The organism is Robbsia betulipollinis (assembly GCF_026624755.1).
GTDB lineage: Bacteria > Pseudomonadota > Gammaproteobacteria > Burkholderiales > Burkholderiaceae > Robbsia > Robbsia betulipollinis.
The window spans coordinates 755,039-775,819 of sequence record NZ_JAPMXC010000001.1 but is presented as its reverse complement, the minus strand read 5'-3'; the positions used below and the strand labels follow the sequence as shown (position 1 = coordinate 775,819).

The 20,781-nt window shown below is 63.7% G+C and carries 21 protein-coding genes and 1 pseudogene; 16 read left to right on the top strand and 6 right to left on the bottom strand.

The annotated features are described in order from the left end of the window. Position 1: 1 nt before the first annotated feature. Genes lpxD through OVY01_RS03380 form a run of 6 tightly spaced genes read left to right on the top strand, consistent with a single transcriptional unit; the run spans position 2 to position 5,101 of the window. Complete coding sequence (gene lpxD / locus OVY01_RS03405) at positions 2-1,102, top strand: UDP-3-O-(3-hydroxymyristoyl)glucosamine N-acyltransferase (RefSeq protein WP_267845649.1); 1,101 nt, start codon at positions 2-4, stop codon at positions 1,100-1,102. A gap of 2 nt (positions 1,103-1,104) precedes the next feature. Continuing rightward, a complete protein-coding gene (gene fabZ, locus OVY01_RS03400) occupies positions 1,105-1,629 on the top strand; it encodes a 3-hydroxyacyl-ACP dehydratase FabZ (protein ID WP_267845647.1) in 525 nt (174 codons plus the stop codon). Positions 1,630-1,633: 4 nt separating this feature from the next. Then, complete coding sequence (lpxA, locus tag OVY01_RS03395) at positions 1,634-2,434, top strand: acyl-ACP--UDP-N-acetylglucosamine O-acyltransferase (protein WP_267845645.1); 801 nt, start codon at positions 1,634-1,636, stop codon at positions 2,432-2,434. A gap of 11 nt (positions 2,435-2,445) precedes the next feature. Continuing rightward, a complete protein-coding gene (gene lpxB, locus OVY01_RS03390; RefSeq protein ID WP_267845643.1) occupies positions 2,446-3,609 on the top strand; it encodes a lipid-A-disaccharide synthase in 1,164 nt (387 codons plus the stop codon). Next, on the top strand, positions 3,609-4,304 hold the full coding sequence (rnhB, locus tag OVY01_RS03385; protein WP_267845642.1) for a ribonuclease HII: 696 nt from the start codon (positions 3,609-3,611) through the stop codon (positions 4,302-4,304). The genes lpxB and rnhB overlap by 1 nt, the downstream gene beginning before the upstream one ends. Continuing rightward, positions 4,301-5,101, top strand: coding sequence for a TrmH family RNA methyltransferase (locus OVY01_RS03380; protein ID WP_267845640.1), 801 nt, complete (start codon positions 4,301-4,303; stop codon positions 5,099-5,101). Before rnhB ends, OVY01_RS03380 begins: the two co-directional genes overlap by 4 nt. Positions 5,102-5,107: 6 nt before the next feature. On the opposite strand, the gene ppsR is transcribed toward OVY01_RS03380, so the two are convergent. Continuing rightward, on the bottom strand, positions 5,108-5,926 hold the full coding sequence (gene ppsR, locus OVY01_RS03375) for a posphoenolpyruvate synthetase regulatory kinase/phosphorylase PpsR (protein WP_267845639.1): 819 nt from the start codon (positions 5,924-5,926) through the stop codon (positions 5,108-5,110). Positions 5,927-6,229: 303 nt separating this feature from the next. On the opposite strand from ppsR, the gene ppsA reads away from it, so the two are divergent. The 3 genes from ppsA to OVY01_RS03360 all read left to right on the top strand — a co-directional run bounded on the left by ppsA (position 6,230) and on the right by OVY01_RS03360 (position 10,317). Next, positions 6,230-8,629 (top strand): phosphoenolpyruvate synthase, encoded by a 2,400-nt coding sequence (gene ppsA, locus OVY01_RS03370; RefSeq protein ID WP_267845637.1) that lies wholly within the window; start codon positions 6,230-6,232, stop codon positions 8,627-8,629. Positions 8,630-8,800: 171 nt separating this feature from the next. Beyond that, a complete protein-coding gene (locus OVY01_RS03365) occupies positions 8,801-9,322 on the top strand; it encodes an NfeD family protein (protein WP_267845635.1) in 522 nt (173 codons plus the stop codon). A gap of 80 nt (positions 9,323-9,402) precedes the next feature. Further along, complete coding sequence (locus tag OVY01_RS03360) at positions 9,403-10,317, top strand: SPFH domain-containing protein (RefSeq protein WP_432422217.1); 915 nt, start codon at positions 9,403-9,405, stop codon at positions 10,315-10,317. Positions 10,318-10,359: 42 nt separating this feature from the next. Here the strand turns inward: OVY01_RS03360 and smpB are convergent, their stop codons facing one another. After that, positions 10,360-10,806 carry an SsrA-binding protein SmpB gene (smpB, locus tag OVY01_RS03355; RefSeq protein WP_267845633.1) on the bottom strand — a complete coding sequence of 149 codons (447 nt, stop codon included), beginning with the start codon at positions 10,804-10,806 and terminating at the stop codon, positions 10,360-10,362. Positions 10,807-10,896: 90 nt separating this feature from the next. On the opposite strand from smpB, the gene OVY01_RS03350 reads away from it, so the two are divergent. Together OVY01_RS03350 and OVY01_RS03345 are read left to right on the top strand one after the other, a co-directional pair. Next, on the top strand, positions 10,897-11,337 hold the full coding sequence (locus OVY01_RS03350) for a type II toxin-antitoxin system RatA family toxin (protein WP_267847648.1): 441 nt from the start codon (positions 10,897-10,899) through the stop codon (positions 11,335-11,337). 49 nt (positions 11,338-11,386) lie between these two features. Next, the gene (locus OVY01_RS03345; protein WP_267847647.1) at positions 11,387-11,707 is read left to right on the top strand and encodes an RnfH family protein; all 321 of its coding nucleotides are present in this window, start codon (positions 11,387-11,389) and stop codon (positions 11,705-11,707) included. Here OVY01_RS03345 and OVY01_RS03340 read toward each other — a convergent pair. Next, complete coding sequence (locus tag OVY01_RS03340) at positions 11,704-12,666, bottom strand: DMT family transporter (RefSeq protein ID WP_267845631.1); 963 nt, start codon at positions 12,664-12,666, stop codon at positions 11,704-11,706. The genes OVY01_RS03345 and OVY01_RS03340 overlap by 4 nt on opposite strands. 108 nt (positions 12,667-12,774) lie before the next feature. On the opposite strand from OVY01_RS03340, the gene guaB reads away from it, so the two are divergent. The 3 genes from guaB to guaA all read left to right on the top strand — a co-directional run bounded on the left by guaB (position 12,775) and on the right by guaA (position 16,643). Beyond that, positions 12,775-14,235, top strand: a complete 1,461-nt coding sequence (guaB, locus tag OVY01_RS03335; protein WP_267845629.1) for an IMP dehydrogenase — start codon at positions 12,775-12,777, stop codon at positions 14,233-14,235. 3 nt (positions 14,236-14,238) lie between these two features. Beyond that, a complete protein-coding gene (locus OVY01_RS03330) occupies positions 14,239-14,910 on the top strand; it encodes a hypothetical protein (RefSeq protein ID WP_267845628.1) in 672 nt (223 codons plus the stop codon). 149 nt (positions 14,911-15,059) lie between these two features. Further along, complete coding sequence (guaA, locus tag OVY01_RS03325) at positions 15,060-16,643, top strand: glutamine-hydrolyzing GMP synthase (protein WP_267845627.1); 1,584 nt, start codon at positions 15,060-15,062, stop codon at positions 16,641-16,643. Between the two features lie 141 nt (positions 16,644-16,784). On the opposite strand, the pseudogene OVY01_RS03320 reads toward guaA, so the two are convergent. Together OVY01_RS03320 and OVY01_RS03315 are read right to left on the bottom strand one after the other, a co-directional pair. Next, positions 16,785-17,109, bottom strand: a pseudogene (locus tag OVY01_RS03320) (transposase domain-containing protein); the annotation flags it as partial. After that, positions 17,085-17,237 carry a hypothetical protein gene (locus OVY01_RS03315; protein WP_267847763.1) on the bottom strand — a complete coding sequence of 51 codons (153 nt, stop codon included), beginning with the start codon at positions 17,235-17,237 and terminating at the stop codon, positions 17,085-17,087. The gene OVY01_RS03315 and the pseudogene OVY01_RS03320, both read right to left, overlap by 25 nt. A 267-nt stretch (positions 17,238-17,504) precedes the next feature. On the opposite strand from OVY01_RS03315, the gene OVY01_RS03310 reads away from it, so the two are divergent. Beyond that, complete coding sequence (locus OVY01_RS03310) at positions 17,505-18,506, top strand: glycosyltransferase family 2 protein (protein ID WP_267845626.1); 1,002 nt, start codon at positions 17,505-17,507, stop codon at positions 18,504-18,506. Then, positions 18,499-20,061: an ArnT family glycosyltransferase gene (locus OVY01_RS03305; protein ID WP_267845625.1), complete on the top strand. Its 1,563-nt coding sequence runs from the start codon at positions 18,499-18,501 to the stop codon at positions 20,059-20,061. The genes OVY01_RS03310 and OVY01_RS03305 overlap by 8 nt, the downstream gene beginning before the upstream one ends. Positions 20,062-20,136: 75 nt before the next feature. Here the strand turns inward: OVY01_RS03305 and OVY01_RS03300 are convergent, their stop codons facing one another. Further along, positions 20,137-20,523, bottom strand: coding sequence for a GtrA family protein (locus OVY01_RS03300; RefSeq protein WP_267845624.1), 387 nt, complete (start codon positions 20,521-20,523; stop codon positions 20,137-20,139). Positions 20,524-20,781 lie beyond the last annotated feature (258 nt).

Below are 20,781 nucleotides of genomic sequence, written 5' to 3'. Positions count from 1 at the left end.
CATGGCACTTACCGTCCAACAGCTGGTTGCCCGCTTTGGAGGCACACTCCAGGGCGACGGCGCGCGTACGATCAGCGGTCTCGCGCCGCTCGACCGCGCCCAGGCGCATCAACTCGCCTTCCTGGCCAACCCGAAATATCTGTCGCAAGTGGCGCTCAGCGCGGCGGGCGCCGTGCTGGTGTGCGCAGCGGACCTCGCGTGCCTGTCGCCCGAGGAGCGGGCCGCGAGCACGGCCTCCTGGATCGTCACGCCCAAGCCCTATGCGTATTTCGCGCGCGTCGCGCAGTTTTTCGTCGCGGCGGCGGAACCCGTGGTGCCGCCCTGCGTGCATCCCAGTGCCCAGGTCGATCCGGCGGCGACGGTGGCCGCCAGCGCAACGGTGGGCGCGCATGTCGTGATCGAGGCCGGGGCGGTGATCGGCGAACGCGTGCGGATCGACGCGAACACGGTGGTGGGACGCGGCACGCGGCTCGGTGACGGCACGCGGCTCTACCCGAACGTCACGGTCTATCACGGCTGTGTCATCGGCGCGCGCGTCATCGTGCATTCGGGCGCGGTGATCGGCGGCGACGGCTTCGGCTTCGCCCCGGACTTCGCCGACGACACGCGGCCCGATGTCGAGGGCGAGTGGGTCAAGATTCCGCAGGTCGGCGGCGTGCGCATCGGCGACGACGTGGAAATTGGCGCGAACACGACGATCGATCGCGGCGCGATGGCCGATACGGTGGTCGAGCATGCGGTGAAAATCGACAATCTGGTGCAGATCGCGCACAACTGCCGGATCGGCGCCTACACGGTGATTGCCGCCTGCGCGGGCATCGCCGGCAGCACGGTGATCGGCCGGCACTGCATGATCGGCGGGGCGGTGGGCATCGCCGGGCACGTGACGCTGGGCGACCGGGTCATCGTCACGGCCAAATCCGGCGTCTCGAAATCGCTCCCGCGCGCGGGTGTCTACACCAGCGCCTTCCCGGCGATCGAGAACGCGGACTGGAACAAAAACGCAGCGGTCATGCGCAATCTCGACAAGATGCGCGACCGCGTCAAGCAACTGGAAGCGGCCGTCGCGGCGCTGCAAGCGGGCCCAAAAGCAGAGCAGTAGCCATGGAACTCAATAAAATCAATCTCGACATTCACAAGATCATGACGTTGCTGCCGCATCGTTATCCGATCCTGCTGGTCGACCGCGTGCTGGAACTGGTACCGCACAAGTCGATCAAGGCATTGAAGAATGTCAGCATCAACGAGCCGTACTTCGTCGGTCATTTCCCGACGCGTCCGGTGATGCCGGGCGTGCTGATCCTCGAGGCGCTCGCCCAGGCCGCCGCGCTGCTCACCTTCGCCGAGGGCGACCAGCCGCACGATCCCGCCACCACGCTGTACTACTTCGTGGGCATCGACGGCGCCCGCTTCAAACGTCCGGTCGAGCCGGGCGACCAGTTGATCCTGGACGTCGACTTCGAACGCTGCCGCAGCAATATCTGGAAATTCAAGGCGCGCGCGACCGTGGACGGCGTGCTCGCCGCCGAAGCGACATTGATGTGCACGATCCAGCATACGGACAAGTTGACGGCGGCCGCGTCCCAGGCGGCGTCGAACGTCCCCCCTCAGGAAGAACGGACGGTATAACGCAATGACTTCCGGAACCAATCGGATTCACGCGACCGCGGTCGTGGAAACAGGCGCAGACATCGATCCCTCCGTGACGATCGGGCCGTTCGCCGTCATCGGGCCGAACGTGCGGATCGGGGCGGACAGCACGGTGGGTTCGCATACGGTCATCGAGGGTTGCACGACGATCGGCCAGGGCAACCGGATCGGTCATTTCGCGTCGATCGGCGGCGCGCCGCAGGACATGAAGTACGCGGGCGAGCCGACCCGGCTGGAAATCGGCGACCGCAACGTCATCCGCGAGTTCACGACGATCCATACCGGCACCGCGCAGGACGATGGCGTTACCCGGATCGGCAACGACAACTGGATCATGGCGTATGTCCATATCGCGCATGATTGCGACGTCGGCAACCACACGGTGTTTTCCAGCAACGCGCAGATCGCCGGTCATGTGAGCGTGGGCGACTGGGCGATTCTCGGCGGCATGTCGGGCGTGCACCAGTTCGTGCGCATCGGCGCGCACGCCTTTCTCGGCGGCGCCTCGGCGCTGGTGCAGGATCTGCCGCCCTTCGTGATCGCGGCCGGCGAGAAGGCCCAGCCGCATGGCATCAATAGCGAAGGGCTGCGCCGGCGCGGGTTTTCCGCGCCGGAGATCAGCGCGCTGCGCTCGGCGTACCGGACGATCTACAAGAACGGTCTGTCGCTGGAAGAGGCACGCACGCAGTTGCGAAGCGACCTGGCGCGTCTCGAAGACGGCCAGGCTCACGTGGGCGCCTTCCTCGATTTCATTGAATCGGCGAAGCGCGGCATCATCCGCTGAACGGATTTCTCATGACGGCAAGCGCACCCCTGACGGTGGCGATGGTCGCCGGCGAAGCGTCGGGCGATCTGCTCGGCGCGGCGTTGCTGGGCGGTCTCGCGCACCGGTTGCCGGATGGCAGCCGGTGCGCGGGCATCGGCGGCCCGCGGATGAGCGCCGCCGGCTTCGACGCGCGCTGGCCCGCCGAACGCCTGGCGGTGCGGGGCTACGTCGAGGCGCTCGGCCAGATTCCCGGCATCCTGCGGATCCGCCGCGCGCTGACGCAGTCGCTGCTCGCCGATCCGCCCGCCGTCTTCGTCGGTATCGACGCGCCGGATTTCAATTTTGCGCTCGAGCACACCCTCAAGCAGGCCGGCGTGCCGACCGTGCATTTCGTCAGCCCCTCGATCTGGGCATGGCGGGGTGGCCGGATCAAGAAGATCGCCAAAGCGGTCGACCACATGCTGTGCGTGTTCCCGTTCGAGAAGGCGATCTACGACAAGGCGGGCGTGCGCGCGACCTACGTCGGCCATCCGCTCGCCGACATGATCCCGATGCGGCCCGATCCGGCAGCCGCGCGCCTGCGCCTGGGCCTCGCCCCCGACGGCCCGCTGATCGGCGTGATGCCAGGCAGCCGCCGCTCGGAAATCGCCCTCATCGGGCCGGCATTCTTCGGCGCGATGGCGGTGATGCACCGGCGCGAGCCGGGCGTGCGCTTCGTGCTACCGGCGGCGTCGGCGGGCGTACGCGAACTGCTCGCGCCGCTGGTCGCCGCCCACCCGGATCTGCCGCTGACGATCACCGACGGCCACTCGCACGCGGCGATGGAAGCGGCGGACGCGCTGCTGATCAAGAGCGGCACGTCGACGCTCGAAGCCGCGCTTTACAAGAAACCGATGGTGATCTCGTACAAGGTGCCCTGGCTGACCGGACAGATCATGCGTCGGCAGGGTTATCTGCCGTATGTCGGCCTGCCGAACGTGCTCGCGGGCCGCTTCGTGGTGCCGGAAATCCTGCAGCATTTCGCGACCCCCGAAGCGCTCGCCGATGCGACCCTCGAACAGTTGCATAACGAAGCCAACCGCCGCGAACTGACCGAACTGTTCAGTGAGATGCATGTCGCGCTGCACCGCAATACCGCGGAACTCGCGGCAGAGGTGGTCGGCGACGTCGCCTCGCGGCGGGAAGGGCGGTAATGGCGAAACCGGTAACGGCATCCCCGCGCACGGTACGGGCGCAGCAGAAGGCCGCCGCGCGCGCGCGGCAGGTCGCGCAGGCGGTGTTCACGTTCGATATCGCGGGCGAGCTGGCCTGCGGCGTCGACGAGGCCGGCCGCGGGCCGCTGGCCGGGCCGGTGGTGGCCGCGGCGGTGATCCTCGACCCGGCGCGGCCGATCGCCGGTCTGGACGATTCGAAGGCGCTGTCGGCGAAGGTGCGCGAGCGGCTCTATGCGGACATCGTCGAGCGGGCGATGGCGTTCTCGGTCGCCGAAGCCAGCGTCGACGAGATCGATGCGATCAACATCCTGCAGGCGACGATGCTGGCGATGCGGCGCGCGGTCGAGGGGTTGGGCATCACGCCGCAGGTGGCCTACATCGACGGCAACCGCTGCCCGACGCTGCGGGTGCGCGCGGAAGCGATCATCGGCGGCGATGCGCTGCTGCCGTCGATCTCCGCGGCGTCGATCCTCGCGAAGGTGACGCGCGACCGAATGCTGCACGCGCTGCACGAGGTGCACCCGCAATACGGCTTCAATGCCCATGTCGGCTACGGTACCCGGCAGCATCTCGACGCGTTGCGCGAGCATGGGCCCTGCCGGCATCACCGGCGCTCGTTCGCGCCGGTGCGAGAGGCCTGGGCCACACGCGAATGGCCGCTGCAAAACCGATGACGCCGATCAGTTCGCGGGCCAATCCGTTGTTCAAGCGGCTGCGCGCGCTCGCGGCGTCGGGCCAGCGGCAGCGCCGCGAGGGCGTCGCGCTGCTCGAGGGCCCGCACCTCGCCGAGGCGTTCCTGAACGCGGGCGGCCATCCGGACCTGTGCATCGTCGCGCAGGGTGGGGCGGCGCGGCCGGAGATCGCGCGTTTGATCGAACGCATCGCGGCGCGCGACGGCGGCGCGCAGCGCGTGGCCGGCTTCGACGACGCGCTGTTCGATCAGATCTCGCCCGTGGCGAACGGCGGGGTCGGCGTGATCCTGATGGTCGCCGCGCCGCGCGCGGTCCTGCCCGAGCGCATCGACATGCGCTGCGTCGTGCTCGACGGCGTGCAGGACGCGGGCAACGCCGGGTCGATTCTGCGCAGCGCGGCGGCTGCCGGCATCCGGTTTGCGTTCTGCATGCCCGGCACCGCCAATGCCTGGTCGACCAAGGTATTGCGCGCCGCGATGGGGGCCCATTTCGAGATGACCCTCGTCGAGGAAGTGGACCCTGCGGCGCTGGCCGCCCGGCTCGCCGTGCCCGTCGCGATCACCGATTCCCATGGCAGCGCGTCGATCTACGCGGCCGATCTGCGGCCCGATCTCGCCTGGGTCTTCGGCAACGAAGGCGCCGGCGTCTCCGCGTTCTGGCGTGCCCATGCGGCATTGCGGCTGACGATTCCGCAACCGGGCCGAATCGAGTCACTGAATGTCGCCGCGGCCGCTGCCGTGTGCCTGTTCGAGCAGTGTCGGCAACGGGCCGCGGCCTGACGCCCGCTAATAGGTCGCCTTGTCGATCATCTTGATTTCCTGCAACACCGTCGTCGCGATTTCCTCGATCGATTTGTGCGTCGACGACAGCCAGCGGATGTTCTCGCGGCGCATCAGCGCTTCGGCCTCGTTGATCTCGTAGCGGCAGTTCTCGATCGCCGCGTATTTGCTTCCCGGGCGCCGCTGGTTGCGGATCTCCGCGAGCCGCGCGGGATCGATAGACAGCCCGAACAGCTTGGACTTGTAGGCGGTCAGCCCGCCGGGCAGCGTGCGCCGCTCGAAATCCTCCGGGATCAGCGGATAATTCGCCGCCTTGACCCCGTACTGCATCGCCAGGTACAGGCTGGTGGGCGTCTTGCCGCAGCGCGACACGCCCACCAGGATCACGTCGGCCTCGGCCAGGTTGCGGTTCGACTGGCCGTCGTCGTGTTCGAGCGAGTAGTTGATCGCCTCGATCCGGTTCTTGTACTCGTCCGTATCGGCCTTTTTGTGGCCGCGGCCGATCTCGTGGCTGGATTTCACCCCAAGCTCGTTCTCGAGCGGTTCGACGAAGGTCTGGAACATGTCCAGCACGAGCGCGTTCGCGCCCTTGACGATGGCGTTCGAGACGCTGTCGACCAGCGTCGTGAAGACGATCGGGCGCTTGCCGTCGGCGGCGATCGCGCTGTTGATCGTGCGGGCCGCCGCGTAGGCCTTGTCCGCGTCGTCGACGAAAGGGACCCGCACCAGGCGGAACTTCATGTCGAATTGGGACAGGATCGAGTGCGCAAACGTTTCGGCAGTGATCCCGGTGCCGTCGGAAACGACGTATACGGTAGGCGGCATGATGGTCGTCGGTAGAAATCGGGGCCCGGCCGCGTTCGCGCAACAGGGAGAAGGTCGTGCCGCGCAGACGCCGCGGCCGGCATCGGCGTCGTGCCGCGGGCGCATTGCGAAAAACCGTTCGGTAACGCGCGTCGCAACTCCTCGCGCCCACGGTAGAATAGCGACAACCTGTTCGATAAGCAATTGCGGCCGCCGGCGCGCGACGGCTTATCAAACAGGTTGCGCGGACCGATCGTCCCGGGCAGCACCGGGCGCGCATCCGTCCATGCGACAAGAATTTTCTTTTTACTTTAGGGGCTTTACATGACGCAAACCACCCAACAGGGGACGGGCACCGCCTTGGTCGTACCGTTCGAGCAATTGCGAATGGGCGACGTCGACACCGTCGGCGGCAAGAATTCCTCGCTGGGCGAGATGATCAGTCAGCTCGCGGAAGCCGGCGTCAGCGTGCCGACCGGTTTCGCGACCACGGCGCAGGCGTTCCGCGATTTCCTGCATCACAACAACCTGACGCAACGCATCGCCGACCGCCTGCTGTCGCTCGACACCGACGACGTCAAGTCGCTCGCCGTCGCGGGCGGCGAGATCCGTCAGTGGATCATCGACGCGCCGTTGCAGCCGGCGCTCGAGCAGGGCATCCGCGAGCAGTTCGACGTGCTGACCGGCAGCTCGCCGGCCGAGCTGTCGTTCGCCGTGCGTTCGTCGGCCACCGCCGAGGACTTGCCGGACGCGTCGTTCGCCGGGCAGCAGGAAAGCTATCTGAACGTCGAAGGCATCGACGACGTGCTGATCACGATCAAGCAGGTGTTCGCCTCGCTGTACAACGATCGGGCGATCTCCTATCGCGTGCACAAGGGCTTCGAGCACGCCGAAGTGGCGCTCTCGGCCGGCGTGCAGCGCATGGTGCGCTCGGACGTGGGCGCCTCGGGCGTGATGTTCACGCTCGACACCGAATCGGGCTTTCGCGACGCGGTGTTCATCACGTCGAGCTACGGGCTGGGCGAGACGGTGGTGCAGGGTGCGGTCAACCCCGACGAGTTCTATGTCTTCAAGAAGACGCTGGCCGACGGCAAATACCCGATCATCCGCCGCTCGATCGGCTCGAAGCTGATCAAGATGGAATTCACGCAGCCGGGCGAAACGGGGCGCGTGAAGACGGTCGACGTGCCGAACGACCAGCGCAACCGCTACTCGATCACCGACGAGGACGTCATCACGCTGGCGAAGTACGCGGTCATCATCGAGAAGCACTACCAGCGCCCGATGGACATCGAGTGGGGCAAGGACGGCCGCGACGGCAAGATCTTCATCCTGCAGGCGCGTCCGGAGACGGTCAAGAGCCAGGCGGCCGGCAAGGCCGAGCAGCGCTACAAGCTCAAGGGCCAGGCGCCCGTGCTGACCACCGGCCGCGCGATCGGTCAGAAGATCGGCGCGGGCCCCGTGCGGGTCGTGCGCGATGCCGCCGAGATGGACCGCGTGCAGCCGGGCGACGTGCTGGTCGCCGACATGACCGACCCGAACTGGGAGCCGGTGATGAAGCGCGCCGCGGCCATCGTCACGAACCGCGGCGGCCGGACCTGCCACGCGGCCATCATCGCCCGCGAACTGGGCGTGCCGGCGGTGGTGGGCTGCGGCAACGCGACCGATCTGCTCAAGGACGGCGCGCTGGTCACGGTCTCGTGCGCCGAGGGCGACGAAGGCCGGATCTACGACGGCCTGCTGGAAGCGGAGGTGACCGAGGTCGAGCGCGGCGAAATGCCGCCGATTCCCGTCAAGATCATGATGAACGTCGGCAATCCGCAACTGGCATTCGATTTCAGCCAGCTGCCGAACGCCGGCGTCGGCCTGGCGCGTCTCGAATTCATCATCAACAACAACATCGGCGTGCATCCGAAGGCGATCCTCGACTATCCGAACGTCGACGCCGACCTGAAGAAGGCCGTCGAAAGCGTCGCGCGCGGTCACGCATCGCCGCGCGCCTTCTATGTCGACAAGCTGACCGAGGGCATCGCCACGATCGGCGCCGCGTTCTATCCGAAGCCGGTGATCGTGCGTCTGTCGGACTTCAAGTCGAACGAGTACAAGAAGCTGATCGGCGGCACCCGCTACGAGCCGGACGAGGAAAACCCGATGCTGGGCTTCCGTGGCGCGTCGCGCTACATTTCCGAGGCGTTCGCCGAGGCGTTCGAGATGGAGTGCCGTGCGCTCAAGCGCGTGCGCGAGGACATGGGTCTGACCAACGTCGAGATCATGGTGCCGTTCGTGCGCACCCTGAACCAGGCCGAGGCCGTCGTCGGGCTGCTCGCCAAGTACGGCCTGCGCCGTGGCGAGAACGGTCTGCGTCTGATCATGATGTGCGAAGTGCCGTCGAACGCGATCCTGGCCGATGAATTCCTGGAATTCTTCGACGGTTTCTCGATCGGTTCGAACGACCTGACGCAACTCACCCTGGGCCTGGACCGCGATTCCGGTCTGGAACTGCTGGCGAAGGACTTCGACGAGCGCGATCCGGCGGTGCGCTTCATGCTCAAGCGTGCGATCACCGCGTGTCAGGCGAAGGGCAAGTACGTCGGCATCTGCGGGCAGGGTCCTTCCGACCATCCGGACTTTGCCGAATGGCTGGCGAAGGAAGGTATCGCCTCGATTTCGCTGAACCCGGATTCGGTGGTCGAGACGTGGAAGGCGTTGGCCAAGGTACTCTAAAGCCAGCGCGACGCGCGCGCCTCCCTTCGGCCCGATGAACGTGCTGGCGCCGCGAAGCGGAGACGACGAGCGGCGCCAGAAATGGCCATCGGTCTGATAGGGAAAGGATCCGAAAGGTGATATAAAAACACCGGCGACCATCGCCGGTGTTTTTTTTCGTGGAGACGAAGCATGACGCTGTCGGGGCTGCTGTTCGCCGATCCGTGGAACTGGCTGTGGTGGGCGGGGGCGGGCGTGCTGCTGGTCGTCGAATTGATGAGCGGCACCTTTTATCTGCTGATGATCGCGCTCGGCTTGGTGGCGGGCGGACTGGCCCGTCTGGCCGGGGTGTCATGGTCCGGGCAACTGGTCGTCGCCGCGGTGTGGGCCGTGCTGGCGATTGCCGGCGTGCGCAGCTGGCGCCGCCGGAGACATCGGCGCACCGACGGAAGCGGCGGCGTCGCCGGCGGTTCCGGTTACGTGCTGCGCGACGATCCGGAGCCGGGCGTCACGGCGTCCGGTGCACCTGCCGACGCCGCGATGAACCTCGATATCGGCGCCCGGGTCTATGTCGCGCGCTGGGATGGCGGACGCGGCCGCGCGCGCTATCGGGGCGCGGACTGGGACGTGGCGCCGGCAGCGGGCGTTGCCGAATCGGTCGGCTGGTACCGGATCCAGCGGATCGACGGCATCTGCCTGATCCTGGCGCATTGACGGCCGGGAACGCGGGCAGGACGCGATCGTAGCATCGGGAACCAACGAACACACAGAAGGAGCGCGTAGCGATGATCGAAATGAATGTGGTGGCCGTGGTGCTGCTGGTGGTGGTGATATTCATCGCGGCGCAGACGATCAAGATCGTGCCGGAGCAGCACGCCTGGGTCGTCGAACGGCTCGGACGCTACCATGCGACGCTGCGCCCCGGTTTGACGATCGTCGTGCCCTTCATCGACCGCGTTGCCTACCGGCACGTGCTCAAGGAGATCGCGCTCGACGTGCCCAGCCAGATCTGCATCACCCGCGACAATACCCAGTTGCAGGTCGACGCGGTGCTGTACTTCCAGGTGACCGACCCGATGAAGGCGTCCTACGGCGCCAGCAACTTCATCATGGCGATCACGCAATTGTCGCAAACCACGCTGCGCTCGGTGATCGGCCGGCTGGAACTGGACAAGACCTTCGAGGAGCGGGCCGTGATCAATCGCAGCGTCGTCGACTCGCTCGACGAGGCCGCGGGCAATTGGGGAGTCAAGGTCTTGCGCTACGAGATCAAGGACCTGACCCCGCCGCAGGAGATCCTGCGGGCGATGCAGTCGCAGATCACCGCCGAGCGGGAGAAGCGCGCGCTGATCGCCGCGTCCGAGGGGCGTCGTCAGGAGCAGATCAATCTGGCGTCGGGCGCGCGCGAGGCGGCGATCCAGCAGTCCGAGGGCGAACGCCAGGCGGCCACCAACCGTGCGCAGGGCGAGGCATCGGCGATCACCGCGGTGGCCGACGCGAACGCGCAGGCGATCCAGACCATCGCCGCGGCGATCCAGTCGACCGGCGGCATGGACGCGGTGAACCTGAAGATTGCCGAGCAATACGTGAACGCCTTCGGCAATCTCGCGAAGGCGGGCAACACGCTGATCGTGCCGGCGAACCTCGGCGAGATGAGCAGCATGATCGCGTCGGCGTTGCAGATCGTGCAGCCGATCGTGCGCAAATGATCGCCTTGCCCGGGTGACGCGCCGGGCGGGCGGGAAAATGGTTCAGGACGACACCCGCAGCACACGCGCCTTTTCGCGGTTCCAGTCCCGATCCTTCTCCGTCTGCCGCTTGTCGTGCTGCTTCTTGCCCTTCGCCAGGCCGATCTCGCACTTCACCAGCCCGCGCGCGTAGTGGAAATTGAGCGGCACCATCGTATAGCCCTTCTGCTCGACCTTGCCGATCAGCTTGCGGATCTCCGCCGCATGCAGCAGGAGCTTGCGCGTGCGGGTCGCATCGGGGTGAATGTGCGTGGACGCCGAGCCGAGCGGGCTGATGTGCGCGCCGATCAGGAACAGCTCGCCGGCGCGGATCACTACGTAGCCTTCCTTGATCTGCGCGCGTCCGGCACGGATCGCCTTCACCTCCCATCCCTCGAGCACGATGCCGGCCTCGTAGCGCTCCTCGATGAAATAGTCGAAGTGGGCGCGTTTGTTGTCTGCGATGCTCATCGATGGATGTTCGCCAAGTCGGATAAAATCACGATTCTAGCAAATGCCCGCCCGCGACGACGACAAGCTCGCCGCAGTTTAAAAGCCCCTATGGCCGACGTCCAGAAAACGCTTCTCATCCGACACTCTGCCGAGCAGATGTACGACCTCGTCACCGACGTGGCCGATTACCCCAATTTCCTTCCCTGGTGCGGGGGCGTCGAGATTCAGCACCAGGACGAGACGAGCATGGATGTGCGCATCGCCATCAATTTCAAGGGCCTGAAGCAGCATTTCGCCACGCACAACGTACAGGAACGACCCACCCGGATCGACATGCAGTTCGCCGAGGGCCCCTTCAAGAATTTCAGCGGCAGCTGGCGTTTCACGCCGTTGCGCGAGGACGCCTGCAAGATCGAATTCGCGCTGCACTATGAATTCGCCAACTTCTTCGTCGAGAAGATCATCGGCCCGGTGTTCAGCATCATCGCCAACACCTTCGTCGATTCCTTCGTCAAGCGCGCCGGGGTGCGATATGCCAAACCCGGCTGAGCGCAGCCCGGCTGAGCGTAGCCCGGCCGAACGCGGCCCGGCCGGGCAAATGCACGTGCAGGTCTGTTATATGACGCCGTCCGTGCAGGCCTTGATCGACGTCGAACTGCCCCCGGGTGCGACGCTCGCCGAGGCGATTCGCGCGAGCGGACTGTGCGCGCGTCATCCCGAAATCGACCTGAGCACGCAGAAAGTGGGTGTGCACGGCAAGGTGCGGGCGCTCGACGAGCGCCTCGCCGCGCACGACCGCGTCGAAATCTGCCGCCCGCTGACCGTCGATCCGAAACTCGCGCGTGCGCGGCGGGTCGCCAAGGCGCGCAAGGGCGGTTCGGTGGAAGGCCGCAAATGGGCGAACCGGGAATATCGTTAGCGGTTTTTCCCGGCGCGGTGCCGGCGCACCGACCAGACCACGCCGCACACCAGCAGGCCGATCGCAGCGATTTCCAGCGGCCGCGGCCCGCGCCGCGCGTACAGGAAGCCGTAGAGCAGCGCGAACAGCGTTTCGAAGACGATCATCTGACCCGACAGCGTCAGCGGCAGCGCACGGCTCGCCAGATTCCAGAGACCGTTGCCGAGCCATGACGCCCCGAACGCCAGCGCCATATTGACGCACCAGAACAGATGCCAGCGTCCGGCGGGCAATGCCGTCAGGCCCAGGGTCGACGCCAGCGGCGCGGGCAGGCAGGCGAGCGCCAGCCAGACGAGCGCGCCCAGCGCGCCGCTGACGATGCCCCAGAGCAGCGACCATTCATTGCCCGAGAACTGTGGCCTGGTTTGTAGCGCCCGCGCATTGTCGAGCGCGAAGCGGGTCCAGCTGGCGAGCGCGCCCAGCGCCGCGGCGATGCCCAGCAGTGCGCTCCAGCCACCGCGCGTGCTCGGGGATGCGTGGCGAAAGACGTCGATATTGATGCAGGCGATCCCGGCCGCGATCACCAGCAGGGGTGCCGCCAGCCGGCGCAACGGCGTCGCGTGGGCACCCCGGTCGCCTCCACCCAGCGTGCCGCAGAGGGTGATCGTCACGGGCAGCGTGCCGATGATCAACGATGCCGGTGCGATGCCCACGTATTGGACACTCACGCTCAGCAGGAAGTAATAGAGGAGGTTGCCGGTAAGCGCCAGCTGCACCAGCAGCGCAAGGTCGGCGGCGCGCACCTTGCGCGCCAGCGCGCGAGCGCCGGGCAGTGCGATGGGCAGGGAGATCAGGCCGTAGGCCAGATAGCGGCCGGCGACCATCTGCACCGGTGCGAAGTCGGGCAGCAGCAGCGGCGCGAGGAAGACCGTGCCCCACAGCGCCCCCGCGGACACGCCATAAAAGATGCCCTGGCGCATCGCGACAGCCTTTGCCTGAAAAAAAGGTCAACCAGAATAACACGGGCTCCCCATATCGGGAATGGGTCGCCTCGCGTATAATCTGCTTTTGCGCCTATAGGATTCGCCATGCGTCTAATCCAAACCGCACTCACGTTCGATGATGTGCTCCTCGTCCCCGCGTTCTCCAGCGTCCTGCCGCGAGAAACCGATCTCAAAACCAGGCTGACCCGCAACATCGCGTTGAACATCCCGCTCGTGTCCGCGGCGATGGACACGGTGACCGAGGCACGCCTGGCGATCGCGATGGCCCAGGCCGGCGGCATCGGGATCGTGCACAAGAACCTGACGGCGGTTGAGCAGGCCCGCGAAGTGTCGCGCGTCAAGCGGTACGAGTCCGGCGTCGTGCGCGACCCGATCACCGTCACCGGCGACATGAAGGTGCGCGACGTGCTCGAACTCTCGCGTCTGCATGGCATCTCCGGTTTTCCGGTGGTCGAGGGCCCGAAGGTGATCGGCATCGTCACCAACCGCGACCTGCGTTTCGAGTCGCGCCTCGACGTCGAGGTGCGCACGATCATGACGCCGCGCGAGAAGCTGATCACGGTCAAGGAAGGTGCCCCGCTGGGCAAGGCGAAGGAGTTGATGCATGCGCACCGGCTCGAACGCGTGCTGGTCGTCAACGACGCGTTCGAACTGCGCGGTCTGATGACCGTCAAGGACATCCTCAAGGCCACCGAGCATCCGGTCGCCAGCAAGGACGAGCAGGGCAAGCTGCGCGTGGGCGCGGCGGTGGGCGTGGGCGCGGACAGCGAGGAGCGCATCGATCATCTGGTCAAGGCTGGTGTCGACGTGATCATCGTCGACACCGCGCACGGCCACAGCCAGGGCGTGCTCGAACGGGTGCGCTGGGTCAAGGACACGTATTCGGGCGTCGACGTCATCGGCGGCAACATCGCCACCGCCGCCGCCGCGCGCGCGCTGGTCGAATACGGCGCCGACGGTGTCAAGGTCGGCATCGGTCCCGGCTCGATCTGCACCACGCGGATCGTTGCCGGCGTCGGCGTGCCGCAGATCACCGCCATCGCCAATGTCTCGGAAGCGCTCAAGGGCACGGGCGTGCCGCTGGTGGCCGACGGCGGCGTCCGGTTCTCGGGCGATGTTTCGAAGGCGCTCGCAGCCGGCGCGCATTGCGTCATGATGGGCGGCGTATTCGCCGGCACCGAGGAGGCGCCGGGCGAAGTCTTCCTGTACCAGGGGCGCTCGTTCAAATCGTATCGCGGCATGGGGTCGGTCGGCGCGATGAAGGACGGCGCCGCCGATCGCTATTTCCAGGACAGCTCGGCCAATATCGAGAAACTCGTACCGGAAGGCATCGAGGGTCGGGTCGCGTACAAGGGTTCGGTCAATGCGATCCTGTTCCAGATGACGGGCGGCGTGCGCTCGAGCATGGGGTATTGCGGCTGCCGGACGATCGACGAACTGCATGACAAATCCGAATTCGTGCAGATCACTGCCGCCGGCATGCGCGAGTCGCACGTGCACGACGTGCAGATCACCAAGGAAGCGCCCAATTACCAGTCGGAGTAAGTCATGAAGCCCTTGCTGCGTACGCTTCTCGCCGTCGATGCGATCGTCGTCCTGCTGTTGGGGCTCCTGTTCCTCGCCAGCCCCTGGCTGGTGCGCTCGGACCTGTTGGCGGGCTTCGCGAGCACCCCGGCGGTCTTCGGACAATTGTTCGGCGTGGTGCTGCTCGGGCTGGCCTGGATGCAGGGCAGCGCTGCGCGCAATCCCGCGCTGACCGCTCCGGTAGCGCGCATCGTGGGCAACACGCTGGGTGTCGCCGCCCTGGTGTTTCTGGTATGGCTGATCGCGCTGGGCGTACCGGTATTGCCGGTGCGGGCCCAGCGTCTTGCCATCGTGCTTGCCGTCGGCTTGCTGCTCCTCGGTCTGGTGCAGGCCCGCATGGGCATCACCGTGATGAAGCGCGAACGCCTGCAGGCGGTGGGTGCGGTGTCGGCCGCGCGCGCCGAAGCCCGTGCCCGTGTCGATGGCGATCCCTATATCGGCACGCCGCCGACGGCGGTTTCGCGCGACGCCACCGAGGCGCGCTTCACCGGCGGCCCGGGCACGATCGACCCCTTGTCCCCCGCGGCGGCCGCCGTGTCCGGCGCGCACCGCGAGCCGCGCATCGTTACCGCCGACATCGACGCCGCCGAACGCCGCGAACGCGAGCGGCGGACCGACGTTCCGCCCGCGTTCTGATGCGGCGCCGTACGCGCCGCTCGGGCAAACCTTCCCCGCGGCATGCGTGCCTGTCACCCGTCGGCACACCGTACACCTTGCGCGGTGTGCCGACGGCCTCTCTTTTCCATTAGCGCATGTCTTCCATGCGAGCCACGATGCACGCCACCATGCATGACAAAATCCTCATTCTCGATTTCGGCTCCCAGGTCACGCAACTGATTGCCCGGCGAGTGCGCGAAGCGAAGGTCTATTCGGAGATCCACCCGTACGACGTCAGCGATGCCTTCATCCGCGAATTCGCCCCCAAGGGCATCATCCTCTCGGGCGGGCCGAGTTCGGTGACCGAAGGCGATACGCCGCGGGCGCCGCAAGCCGTTTTCGAGGCAGGCGTGCCCGTGCTCGGCATCTGTTATGGCATGCAGACGATGGCCGAGCAGCTTGGCGGCAAGGTACAGAGCAGTTCGCACGGCGAATTCGGCTATGCCGCGGTCCGTGCGCATGGTCACACCCGGCTCCTCGACGGCATCGAGGACTACCAGACCGCCGAAGGTCATGGCATGCTCGACGTCTGGATGAGTCATGGCGACAAGGTCGACGCGATGCCGACCGGCTTCAAACTCATGGCGTCCACGCCGTCCTGCCCGATCGCCGGCATCGCCGACGACGAACGCGGTTTCTACGGCGTGCAGTTTCACCCGGAAGTCACGCACACCAAGCAGGGCGCCGCCTTGCTGCAGCGCTTCGTGGTCGATGTCTGCGGCGCGCGCGCCGATTGGGAGATGGGCCACTACGTCGACGAAGCGATCGCCAAGATCCGCGAGCAGGTGGGCGACGAGCAGGTGATCCTCGGACTGTCCGGCGGCGTCGATTCGTCGGTGGCCGCCGCGCTGCTGCATCGCGCGATCGGCGAGCAGCTCACCTGCGTCTTCGTCGATCACGGGCTATTGCGCTACAGGGAAGCCGAGCAGGTCATGAAGACCTTCGGCGACCATCTGGGCGTCAAGGTCATTCATGTGGACGCGAGCGACGTCTTTCTCGGCAAGCTGGCCGGCGTGACCGACCCGGAAGCCAAGCGCAAGATCATCGGCCGCGAATTCGTCGAGGTCTTCAAGGCCGAGGCCGCGAAGCTGACGTCGGCGAAATGGCTCGCGCAGGGCACCATCTACCCGGACGTGATCGAATCGGCCGGCCATGGCAAGAAGGGCGCATCGAAGATCAAGAGTCACCACAATGTCGGCGGCTTGCCGGAAGATCTGCAACTCAAGCTGGTCGAGCCGTTGCGCGAACTTTTCAAGGACGAGGTACGCGCGCTGGGCATCGAACTGGGCCTGCCCGCGGAGATGGTGCACCGTCATCCGTTCCCCGGCCCCGGCCTGGGCGTGCGGATTCTCGGCGAGGTGAAGCGCGAATTCGCCGACCTGCTGCGCCGCGCGGATGCGATTTTCATCGAAACGCTGCGGGACTTCGTCGACGAGAAGACCGGCAAGAGCTGGTATGCGCTGACGAGTCAGGCGTTTGCGGTGTTTCTGCCGGTGAAGAGCGTGGGCGTGATGGGGGACGGGCGGACGTATGAATATGTGGTGGCGCTGCGGGCGGTGCAGACGCAGGATTTCATGACCGCGCATTGGGCGCATTTGCCGCATGAATTGCTGGGCCATGTCTCGAACCGGATCATCAATGAGGTTCGGGGGATCAACCGGGTGGTTTACGATATTTCGGGGAAACCGCCGGCGACGATCGAGTGGGAGTGAGGGGGGCTTGGTTTTAGGTAGCGCCTGGTAGGACCGCAGTGAAAGAAAAAGCCCTGCACATGCAGGGCTTTTTTGGGACACTGAAGGGGGCAGGTTCCGGTTCATAATCGTTTTCTAGCAAGATCACGGATTTCTACGATGGACGAACGCAACGTTCGCCAATCCCTGGAAAGCTGAAACATAGATGAAGTCCGATACCCACGGTTGGTTCGGACGCTTGACCTTCAACACGCGCTGAACCCGGTCAAATGGACATGGCGCTGGCGTGTCCGGCATCGTGGCGCGCACCGTCTTGCCACGCCGCGCGCCTTGCAATCCCAGGCGCTTGAGGGCTCGACCGTACACCGTGCGAGACAGATGCCTTCGGGATTCCTCCGCTTCAAGACCTCGTCGGCCTCATAGACCCGCCAATTCGTACTCAGACGCGCTCGATATCGGCCGTCAGTGCGCTGTCGGGTTGCGCCCTTGTATGCATCGCTGTAGCGGTCGATATACGCCTTCACGACTCCAGCCGGCGAATTGAGGGATATGGTCCTGTGCCATGCGCACCGCGCGCTCGCGCATCGCTGGTGAAAATTGGTTCGTCTTGTTCATGGCACTTGTCTCTCAAGAATCGGTGCTTCTCGAAAACCCGGTGCCATTCACAGAGACCGTATTCGGTAATTTAAGCGGCGGTATAACGAGACAGTTCGCGGATTTTTATTAAGATGATACTCTGCTAGACGCCGTATCTCTTTGGCGCCAGTTTCGATTGAGCATGACCAAGTTTTGCTGTGCATATCGTTACGAAAATCTTAAGCTTGATACTAAAAAAATAACGCTGCTACTCATTTGCGAGTGGAATATGGGAGACTACAGGGTATGAAACTTGCCATCGTTATTCCTTGCTTCAACGAAGAAGAAGTCTTTTCCGAGTCAGTGAAGCAATTCACTGCTTTGGTTCAACGCATGGTGGACCTCGGAAAGGTATCGGACGACAGTCACATCACGTTTGTGGATGACGGGAGCCGTGATAGTACGTGGGCGCTAATCGATGCCGAATCTCGCATAAATCGTCGCGTCCGAGGTATTAAACTCACGCGCAACAGAGGACATCAAAACGCGGTGCTTGCTGGTCTGCTAAGTGTGGATGGCGACGCTATCGTGACGATCGATGCAGATCTGCAGGACGACATATCCGCGATAGAACGTATGGTCGACGAGCACGCTGCGGGTTGCGATATTGTCTACGGCGTTCGCTCGGACCGCACATCGGATACGCTATTCAAGCGGCAGACGGCAACATCGTTCTACCGTCTTCTAGCGCTGATGGGCATTGAGACGATACATAACCATGCGGACTTCCGCCTGATGAGTCGTCGGGCAGTCGAATGTTTGCGAGAGTTTCCGGAATCGAATGTCTATTTACGCGGTTTAATACCCCTTATCGGATTTCGCAGTACTTCGGTAATGTACGAAAGAAAGGAGCGATTCGCAGGGGAGTCTAAATATCCAATAGGGAAGATGCTGGCGCTTGCTTTTGAGGCAATCACATCTTTTTCGACGGCGCCACTGAAAGCCATTAGCGTTATCGGTACGGCCATATTTTTGCTGGCTATGGTAATGCTAGGCTGGGCACTATGGGTAGCCATTCTTACCGATAGAGCTGTTCCGGGCTGGACGTCGACATTGATCCCGGTTCTTTTCCTTGGCGGTATGCAGATATTGATACTTGGCATCATTGGTAGCTATCTTGGAAAGGTGTACGGAGAAGTGAAACGTCGGCCGCGTTTCCAGATTGAAAAAACAAGCAGGGAAACGGATTCGGCCCGATCCACGGTGCCTACCCTCACGACTTCCGAAATCGAGGCATTCAATGATTGAGCGTCAATCCGTAGGCAACTTGGCGGAGCCGTCATCGCGCTTGCAGTCTGCAAGAAGTAAGTCTCTCGTCCAGACACTGACTTGGCTCGTACTGGCCCTTGCGATGGCCGGTCCGATCATTTTCTCTAGACTTGGCACCAAGACAATTGAAATTTGGGATGAGTCCCGCGTTGCGGATAATGCAATAGAAATGGCCAGATCCGGGTTGTCCTTCATAACGACGTATCAAGGGGCAATTGACTACTGGAATACCAAGCCGCCGCTGGTGGTATGGTTGGAAGTATGTTCCGTTCGGCTGTTTGGAGAAAATGAGTGGGCCGTACGCTTTCCTTCCGCGGTGGCGGCTTTACTTACCGTATTGATGATCTACTGCGTGCTGGCGCGTCGCGTATCGCCCATGACGGGGTACGTCGCCGGCGGTATGCTCGTTAGCACCATCGGGTATATTGGTTATCATGGCGCACGGGCTGCTGATTATGACGCAACGTTGACGTTGTGGACCACGGCAATGCTCATCAGCGCTCATGCTTATATTCGCTCGGAGTCGCGCTTTCGCTCGCTCTGGATGGCCGCATGCGCAGTTAGTATGGCATTGGCGTTCCTCACCAAGACGATCGAAGGACTCATATTCCTACCCGCAATCTTGGCATACGTCTTCGTGGAAAAAAGAGGCCGTGCCGTATTTTCTGACCCTCTGTTCTACCTTGGTATCGTCTTCGTCGCGGTTTGCGGCATTGGGTACTATTACCTCAGAACGAAGATGGACCCGCCGTATTGGTCAGCGGCATGGCAGAACGATTTCGGACGCTACTCGAGCGCCAAGGAGCATAACAGCTTCGGTCCTCTCTTTTATCTGAAAAATCCAAAGCAATTCCCGTGCACAGTAGTGAGCTTGCTGATCTCGATCTATTTGGGATGGAAGGACAGCGGCTGGAGGCGCAGTTTTGCGATTTTTTTGGGGATGACGGAAGCGTTCTATCTTTTCATCATTTCAGCGGGAACCACGAAGCTCATCTGGTACGAGCAGCCGATGGCGCCGCTGGGCGCCATGATCGTTGGCCTGGGCTTTTCGTACGGCGTCGAATATGCGGGAAGACGTTTCAAGGGGATGTCATCTCGTGCCTTTAAAACGCTTTTGACGATAGGGCTCCTGTTGTTTGGCGCGTTGGTGGTTACATACAACGTCATCGCAGAAAATCATCGTGAAACGCAAGAAAGGCACTCGCCCGATCCTAAAAACTATGATGAATTCTTGCGCAACGCCGTATTTCAAAATGGACCGGCTCGGTCCCTCATCGTCATTCAAAAGACCTTTCACAACGACCAGGATCTTGCGTTTTACAACGCGCCAACAGTGTTTTATGTAACGACATTGCAGCACAAGGGCTGGAAGATCGATGCCATTTCGCCGTCTCAGACAATACCGAAAGGCTATGACGAAGCGTTGGTGTGTGATGACCTTCGACAGGAAGAAGAAAAGCAGGGGCGATTGAAGGTGGTGACGGCGGGTGCTGACTGTACGCTGTATTCCGTGCTCGCTTCCAAACCGGCGTGAATGCGGACATCCATGACGTGCCGCTCAGCTCGGCACTGATCCGCGCCGCCGGCGTCGGGTCCGCCATGCAGACGTTCAGCGAGAGACGCTGCGAAATGCCCACCATCGGCTAGCCGAAAAGTTGAAAGCCAAACCGATGGCGGTTGTGACTACCTGGGCGAACCAGGCGTTCCAACCCGCGCCGTCGACCCACCATGCCATCAAGGCGGTGTTCAACGACCAGCCGATGACCAGTATGACAAGATAGCGAGGCGCCGTCGCGCTGTGAGAGCCGGCGGATTTGAACGTAAAAAGCCTATTCAACAGGTAGTTTGCGATTGCGCCAAAGATATAGCCAATTGCCGATGCGACGCCTGCCGATGTCTGAAGCAGGGACACACCTAGCCAGAGTATCGCGTATTGCACGGCAGTCCCAACGACACCGACACTTGCAAATCGCAGCAATTGATGATGTACGCGCATGTCGCTACGATCCTTCCATTGCACTTAGATGACGTCGGGCTATGCGTTGACACAGTAGCCGCTGGGATGTTGAGCCGCCACGATAGCGGATTCGTCTCGCTAAGCTGGTTGAGTCTTCCTGAATCATACTTTACTTTTCGTAGGAAGAATCCCAAAACATCACCATCGACGTTCAATCAACCGGATGGGTAGGACGGCGCATGCGATGTTAAGAGGAGAATGCACGTAAAACCCCGATCCGGTTCGTGTGTCGAGAAA

What these genes read in the sequence shown, in the direction of transcription:
- lpxD (WP_267845649.1), top strand. Translation starts at nt 2, where the DNA reads ATGGCACTTACCGTCCAACAGCTGGTTGCCCGCTTTGGAGGCACACTC.
- fabZ (WP_267845647.1), top strand. Translation starts at nt 1,105, where the DNA reads ATGGAACTCAATAAAATCAATCTCGACATTCACAAGATCATGACGTTG.
- lpxA (WP_267845645.1), top strand. Translation starts at nt 1,634, where the DNA reads ATGACTTCCGGAACCAATCGGATTCACGCGACCGCGGTCGTGGAAACA.
- lpxB (WP_267845643.1), top strand. Translation starts at nt 2,446, where the DNA reads ATGACGGCAAGCGCACCCCTGACGGTGGCGATGGTCGCCGGCGAAGCG.
- rnhB (WP_267845642.1), top strand. Translation starts at nt 3,609, where the DNA reads ATGGCGAAACCGGTAACGGCATCCCCGCGCACGGTACGGGCGCAGCAG.
- OVY01_RS03380 (WP_267845640.1), top strand. Translation starts at nt 4,301, where the DNA reads ATGACGCCGATCAGTTCGCGGGCCAATCCGTTGTTCAAGCGGCTGCGC.
- ppsR (WP_267845639.1), bottom strand. Translation starts at nt 5,926, where the DNA reads ATGCCGCCTACCGTATACGTCGTTTCCGACGGCACCGGGATCACTGCC.
- ppsA (WP_267845637.1), top strand. Translation starts at nt 6,230, where the DNA reads ATGACGCAAACCACCCAACAGGGGACGGGCACCGCCTTGGTCGTACCG.
- OVY01_RS03365 (WP_267845635.1), top strand. Translation starts at nt 8,801, where the DNA reads ATGACGCTGTCGGGGCTGCTGTTCGCCGATCCGTGGAACTGGCTGTGG.
- OVY01_RS03360 (WP_432422217.1), top strand. Translation starts at nt 9,403, where the DNA reads ATGAATGTGGTGGCCGTGGTGCTGCTGGTGGTGGTGATATTCATCGCG.
- smpB (WP_267845633.1), bottom strand. Translation starts at nt 10,806, where the DNA reads ATGAGCATCGCAGACAACAAACGCGCCCACTTCGACTATTTCATCGAG.
- OVY01_RS03350 (WP_267847648.1), top strand. Translation starts at nt 10,897, where the DNA reads ATGGCCGACGTCCAGAAAACGCTTCTCATCCGACACTCTGCCGAGCAG.
- OVY01_RS03345 (WP_267847647.1), top strand. Translation starts at nt 11,387, where the DNA reads ATGCACGTGCAGGTCTGTTATATGACGCCGTCCGTGCAGGCCTTGATC.
- OVY01_RS03340 (WP_267845631.1), bottom strand. Translation starts at nt 12,666, where the DNA reads ATGCGCCAGGGCATCTTTTATGGCGTGTCCGCGGGGGCGCTGTGGGGC.
- guaB (WP_267845629.1), top strand. Translation starts at nt 12,775, where the DNA reads ATGCGTCTAATCCAAACCGCACTCACGTTCGATGATGTGCTCCTCGTC.
- OVY01_RS03330 (WP_267845628.1), top strand. Translation starts at nt 14,239, where the DNA reads ATGAAGCCCTTGCTGCGTACGCTTCTCGCCGTCGATGCGATCGTCGTC.
- guaA (WP_267845627.1), top strand. Translation starts at nt 15,060, where the DNA reads ATGCATGACAAAATCCTCATTCTCGATTTCGGCTCCCAGGTCACGCAA.
- OVY01_RS03315 (WP_267847763.1), bottom strand. Translation starts at nt 17,237, where the DNA reads ATGAACAAGACGAACCAATTTTCACCAGCGATGCGCGAGCGCGCGGTG.
- OVY01_RS03310 (WP_267845626.1), top strand. Translation starts at nt 17,505, where the DNA reads ATGAAACTTGCCATCGTTATTCCTTGCTTCAACGAAGAAGAAGTCTTT.
- OVY01_RS03305 (WP_267845625.1), top strand. Translation starts at nt 18,499, where the DNA reads ATGATTGAGCGTCAATCCGTAGGCAACTTGGCGGAGCCGTCATCGCGC.
- OVY01_RS03300 (WP_267845624.1), bottom strand. Translation starts at nt 20,523, where the DNA reads ATGCGCGTACATCATCAATTGCTGCGATTTGCAAGTGTCGGTGTCGTT.